The organism is Streptococcus suis (assembly GCF_016775005.1).
Classification (GTDB): Bacteria; Bacillota; Bacilli; order Lactobacillales; family Streptococcaceae; genus Streptococcus; species Streptococcus suivaginalis.
On record NZ_JAEUXI010000018.1, the window covers coordinates 1 to 758 of the forward strand.

Consider the following 758-nt stretch of genomic DNA (forward strand, 5'->3'; position numbering starts at 1 on the left):
CGAGTGGATTCCAAGGAAGTTCCTCCACTTACGCACAGCCAAGCCACTGCGACCTTGGTCAGTGAAGAAGTTTCCATTCCTTTTGAAAGAAGTGAGGCCGAGGATCCTGAAATGGCGCAAGGTACCAGTCGCGTGGAGCCCGGTCAGGATGGACTAGCCCTAGTTACCTATGCCGAGCTGAATGGAGTCCGGACACTCTTAACCAGTGAGGAAATCCACCCCTCCCGCTCTCAAGTGACCTATCATGGCAGCCGAGTGGATTCCAAGGAAGTTCCTCCACTTACGCACAGCCAAGCCACTGCGACCTTGGTCAGTGAAGAAGTTTCCATTCCTTTTGAAAGAAGTGAGGCCGAGGATCCTGAAATGGCGCAAGGTACTAGTCGCGTGGAGCCCGGTCAGGATGGACTAGCCCTAGTTACCTATGCCGAGCTGGATGGAGTTCGGACTCTCTTAACCAGTGAGGAAATCCACCCCTCCCGCTCTCAAGTGACCTATCATGGCAGCCGAGTGGATTCCAAGGAAGTTCCTCCACTTACGCACAGCCAAGCCACTGCGACCTTGGTCAGTGAAGAAGTTTCCATTCCTTTTGAAAGAAGTGAGGCCGAGGATCCTGAAATGGCGCAAGGTACTAGTCGAGTGGAGCCCGGTCAGGATGGACTAGCCCTAGTTACCTATGCCGAGCTGGATGGAGTTCGGACTCTCTTAACCAGTGAGGAAATCCACCCCTCCCGCTCTCAAGTGACCTATCATGGCAGCCG

1 protein-coding gene is annotated in these 758 nt (G+C 54.1%); it reads left to right on the top strand.

Features of this window, described 5'->3' with window-relative positions:
* On the top strand, positions 1-758 hold a 758-nt coding region (locus tag JNG37_RS09760; protein ID WP_202848389.1), incomplete at both ends, for a G5 domain-containing protein.